Genomic DNA, 4,802 nt, shown 5'->3' with positions numbered 1-4,802 from the left:
CGAAAAATACCGAGAACAGTTACGAGCCGATGACCTCGCCGACGATAAGCGGGGGCGGGTTGAAAAGAGCTTTGCTAAAGTCAAAGCTGAGATGTCGCAATTGCTGGATGGGCTGGAGCTGCATCCCAAGCAGATTGATCAGATGGTGGGACGAATCAAAGCGTTTGTCGTTCGGATCAACAAGGCAGAGATTGAGATTGCGCGGCTTGAGCGTAATCTTGGCCTATCGGGTGACCGGATAGCAGCCTTAGTAGATGAAGCTGAGGCCAGTGACGAAGGTAAGGAGCGGGTGAAGAAGGAACTCGCACTTGATGACGACGGTCTCAACGATCTGACACGGGTTCTCGTGAGTTGCAGACTTAAGCTTGTGCGTATTGAACGTGAAGCTGGGGTGTCGATTGACCAAATCTGGGAAACCTATCACGCTGTGGTTCAAGGCGAGCGTAAAGCAGAGGATGCGAAGGCAGATCTGGTCGAGGCCAATCTAAGATTGGTGGTATCTATTGCCAAGAAGTACACCAACCGAGGCCTCCAATTTTTAGATCTAATGCAAGAAGGCAATATCGGCCTGATGAAGGCAGTGGATAAGTTTGAGTATCGGCGAGGCTATAAGTTTTCCACTTATGCCACCTGGTGGATCAGGCAGGCGATTACTCGCGCCATCGCAGACCAGGCCCGAACCATTCGAATTCCGGTCCATATGATTGAGAGCATTAACAAGCTGATTAGGACCAGCCGCTACTTGGTGCAGGACTTTGGCCGTGAGCCGACCCCTGAGGAAATTGCGGAAAAGATGGAGTTGCCGGTCGATAAGGTTGAGAAAGTCCTAAAAATTGCGAAAGAACCCATCAGCCTGGAAACACCGATTGGTCAGGAAGAGGATTCTCAGCTTGGGGATTTTATCGAAGATAAAAATGTTCCCACACCGGCTGAAGCGGTCATTATGGGCAATCTTTCCGACCAAACTCGAAAAGTATTATCCACATTGACACCTCGTGAAGAAAAAGTGTTGCGCATGCGTTTTGGCATCGGCGAAAAGAGCGACCACACGCTAGAAGAAGTGGGTCAGGATTTTGAAGTTACTCGAGAACGTATCCGCCAGATTGAGGCGAAAGCACTTCGAAAATTACGTCACCCATCCCGCGCTAAGCGTCTAAAATCATTCGTAGATTAATATATCCAGCAGCTCACTCATTTGGTTTTAAGGCTCTTGCAGCTTTTTCAAACCCGATCCGTGATCTAGCGGGGAGTTTAATTCCCTGCATTGCGTTGCCAACTGCAGAGTCGCATGCTAGAGACGCCGCAACTCACGACTTATTTCGAGTTGTGTAATTGGGGCATGACCTTCTGCGAAGGGCCTATAGCTCAGCTGGTAGAGCCGTCGGCTCATAACCGATTGGTCCCAGGTTCGAGTCCTGGTGGGCCCACCACAGAAACCATTTTCGGGTCAAGCCTATAAGCTTTTCTCTACGGAGATAAGCGGGAGGCACACAGCGTGCGGCAACGTTTGCTTGATTTGTATGAAGTTCAGAAAATCGACTCACTGGTTTTCGAAATCCAAGAACGTCGCAAGACTATCTCTCTACGACTCCAAGAATTAGAAGAGCAAGGACAAGATGCTCTGCGTAAAATTGAAGGCTTGGAGTCACAATTAATCGGCTTAGAGAAGCAGGCCCGTGGTCAAGAGAACACGGTTCAGGCTGAAAAGGTCAAGATCAAGAAGTGGGAAGCACGTCTCCAAGAGATTCGTAATCAGCGAGAAGCTTTGGCTTTGAGCCGTGAAGTAGACGGCGCCAAGCGTTCAGTTGAAAAGGCAGAAGAAGAAACTCTTGCTATCTGGAAACAGAAGGAAGACATGGAGCTTGAGATCGAAACCTTACGCGACAAGCACACCGACCTCGGGGTTGGCGCTGCTGATGAAGCGGACAAGGTAAAGCAGGCAATCGTAGACGCTGAAGCCGAGACAGCTCGGCACTCGGCTCGACGCGAGGCACTGGTTAAGCAAATTCCAGGTAACGTGGTTCGCACTTACGACAGAGTTCGTGCAAAACGCCGCGGTACGGGCGTAGCGATTGTTTCCAACGGTTCCTGCAAAGGTTGCCACGTGAAGCTTCGCCCTCAGCTTTACAATATGCTGCAACGTGCCGACTCTATTGAGGAATGTCCTCAGTGCCAGCGCTTAATGATTTGGGAAGGTCTAATTCCTGAAGCTGAGGCTGAGGCTGAAGTTACAGTAGAAGCGACTGCATGAGTCAGGCCCAGCCCGGTCGTCAGGAACTCATAGATTTCCTGGCAGGGTCAAAGGTTGTTCAGGCAGCCGTTCAAGATGCATTCCCAGCCGTGGATAAGGCTACTCTTTCGAGTATTCTTGGTGCATCTTCCCCGCCATCTCCATCTCCCGAAAAAAATCAGCCCGCTCCTCAAAAGCGCGCAGTGCCGAGCGGTCTTGTTTTTTTACATACCGATGGTGCATGTCGTGGTAATCCGGGACCAAGCTCCGCCGGATGGATTTTTAGCGAGCCTAATGGTCCGATCTTTCGACGTGGTGGGGCCTTTTTAGGCAAAGCGACGAACAATGAAGCTGAATATGTAGCTGTTATTCTCGCCCTTGAAGACGCTCTTAAAATTGGTGTGAGTGAGGTGAAGCTTCATGCCGACTCCGAACTCCTGGTGAAGCAAGTCAACGGTATCTACCGGGTCAAGAATCCTCGAATTAAAGAGCTCTACACGCAACTGATGGCGTTGGCGAGAAAGTTTAAGAACTTTGAAGCCAAGCATGTGCGACGGGAATTCAACCAAGAGGCCGATGCCGAGGCAAACCGAGCACTCGACGAAGCAAAGTAATTCTTGGTCGGTTTTTCCTTTTCTTTTCAAAGTTCTCTGCTAAAGAAAGCTTAGCTTAACGGAGTAGGTCGGGTAATCGCCGGTAATCCATTGGATTGCGGGAGGAAAGTCCGAGCTCGATAGGATAGGGTGCTGGCTAACGGCCAGGCGAGGCGACTCGACGGAAAGTGCCACAGAAAAAAAACGGCCATCCTTAACGCTCTTTGGGTGTGAGATGGTCACGGTGAAAAGGTGCGGTAAGAGCGCACCGCGGTGGCGGCAACGTTCACTGGCAAGGTAAACCCCACCTGGAGCAATGCCAAATAGGGACCCGTGTTTCGAGCAATCGAAATGCTACTGATCCGGTGGTCAGGGTTCGGGTAGGCAGCTGGAGCGGCAGAGTAATTTGTCGCCTAGATGAATGATTACACAAAAACAGAACTCGGCTTATAGACCTACTCCGCTTAAGCACCTCACGCTCTCAAAAACGGCAGGCCAGTTTCGAAGACTGGTCTATGTCGTTTGAACGAAGTGATTGATCTTGTGAGATATTTCATAGCCTGCATCTTCTTGTAAAAAATGCCCAGCACCGCGAATGATTCCTGGCTTGTAATGAGCAACACCTGGAATCAAAGCTTGAAAATAATCATAGAGTGAACTGCTCACCGGACACTGATTCGAAAATAGAATGAACGCAGGTTTGTGCCAGTTTTTAAGAAACGCTTTGGCTTTCAAGGTTGCCTCAGCCACTTCCCCTGATTGCATTAAGGGAACCATCTTAGGCCACCAAGCAGCACCTGCTTTGTAACGAAGATCTGGGAAGGGTGCATTGTACCCCTTAATCGCCTCAGAAGAGATGTTGGGGCAACTTGCCGCAAACACCAGGCCAATGGGAATACGTTGGCCAGCGGCTTTCATCATCGCTTTCCACATCAAAAGTCCTGAAAGGTTTTTCGCGAGCTTTCTTTTGTTCATGTGTTGAGTATCGATTCGATTAGAGTGGGGCGGAAGCCCAGCATTCATAATCACGAGCCGCTCAACCCGCTTCTTGAGAGCTTCTACACTTGTGAGCCCCGTGGTACCGCCCCAATCTTGGACCACCATCGTGACGTTGTTTAAATCGAGATGCTCTACGAGTGTGATCAAAGTATTGGTGTGAAGGTGATGAGAGTAATCGTGCATATGGACGAGCTTGTCGGAACGTCCAAAGCCGACAAAGTCGGGGGCAACCACTCGGTAACCTGCTTGCGTAAAAGTGGGAATCATCTTGCGGTATAAAAAAGACCAAGCGGGCTCGCTATGGAGACACAAAATGGTTTCTTTTGCGTCTTTGGGTCCTTCGTCTAGGTAGTGTACCCGAAGACCGCCTATCTCGAGATAGTTTGGGGCAAATGGGTAGCCGAGACGGGAAAGGTCTTCAAAGCGTGATTCAGGGGTTCGTAAGAAGTCGGGGGTAACGGGCATCGAAGAGACCTATGGTTCCATCTGCGCCTTGTCAACTCAGGTGTCGGTGGCAGGCTTCTCATGGCGTTTGCGGTATAGAATTCGCGCACCAAGAATTCCCAATTCGAAAAAGAGTACGAGCGGGATGGCCATTAGCATCTGCGTAAAGGGATCGGGTGGTGTGAAGAATGCAGCCAAGACAACCGCGACAACGATCCAGTATTTACGTTTGGTGGCGAAAAACTCAGGTGATGTGATCCCAGCGGCGGCCAAGATCCACATGACCAGAGGAAGCTCAAAAACGATTCCAAATGCGAGCAACAGACGGATAACGAGAGAGAAGTAGGCGCCTACTGAATAAGTGGCTTCGACCGAATCGGGAACCATTTGAACCAGGTATTCAAAACCGAGGGGCAAGACGATATAAAATGAGAAGGCACCGCCGAGGCAGAAAAACCCGGAACCCAAGATGACGAACGGAGCAAGCCACCGTCGCTCGTTTTGGTAGAGGCCGGGGGCTATGAACAGCCAGAGCT

At 50.3% G+C, this 4,802-nt stretch carries 5 protein-coding genes, 1 tRNA gene and 1 other RNA gene; 5 read left to right on the top strand and 2 right to left on the bottom strand.

Annotation, left to right across the window (positions count from 1 at the left end; translation table 11 throughout):
• From rpoD to rnpB, 5 genes are all read left to right on the top strand, one after another.
• Nucleotides 1-1,174 (top strand): RNA polymerase sigma factor RpoD (gene rpoD, locus HOK28_11255; protein ID MBT6433662.1); only part of this gene is annotated, 1,174 nt, incomplete at its 5' end.
• Nucleotides 1,175-1,354: 180 nt separating this feature from the next.
• Nucleotides 1,355-1,430, top strand: a tRNA-Ile gene (locus HOK28_11250).
• 65 nt (nucleotides 1,431-1,495) lie between these two features.
• Nucleotides 1,496-2,251, top strand: coding sequence for a hypothetical protein (locus tag HOK28_11245; protein MBT6433661.1), 756 nt, complete (start codon nucleotides 1,496-1,498; stop codon nucleotides 2,249-2,251).
• Nucleotides 2,248-2,844, top strand: coding sequence for a ribonuclease HI family protein (locus HOK28_11240; protein MBT6433660.1), 597 nt, complete (start codon nucleotides 2,248-2,250; stop codon nucleotides 2,842-2,844). Before HOK28_11245 ends, HOK28_11240 begins: the two co-directional genes overlap by 4 nt.
• Before the next feature lie 60 nt (nucleotides 2,845-2,904).
• Nucleotides 2,905-3,289, top strand: an RNA gene (rnpB, locus tag HOK28_11235) — RNase P RNA component class A.
• Between the two features lie 47 nt (nucleotides 3,290-3,336).
• On the opposite strand, the gene HOK28_11230 is transcribed toward rnpB, so the two are convergent.
• Both HOK28_11230 and tatC read right to left on the bottom strand, forming a co-directional pair.
• On the bottom strand, nucleotides 3,337-4,287 hold the full coding sequence (locus HOK28_11230; protein ID MBT6433659.1) for an alpha/beta fold hydrolase: 951 nt from the start codon (nucleotides 4,285-4,287) through the stop codon (nucleotides 3,337-3,339).
• Between the two features lie 36 nt (nucleotides 4,288-4,323).
• Nucleotides 4,324-4,802 (bottom strand): twin-arginine translocase subunit TatC (gene tatC / locus HOK28_11225; GenBank protein MBT6433658.1); only part of this gene is annotated, 479 nt, incomplete at its 5' end.

The sequence above is a fragment of the Deltaproteobacteria bacterium genome (genome assembly GCA_018668695.1).
Classification (GTDB): domain Bacteria; phylum Myxococcota; class XYA12-FULL-58-9; order XYA12-FULL-58-9; family JABJBS01; genus JABJBS01.
This window is presented reverse-complemented; position numbering and strand designations above follow the sequence as displayed.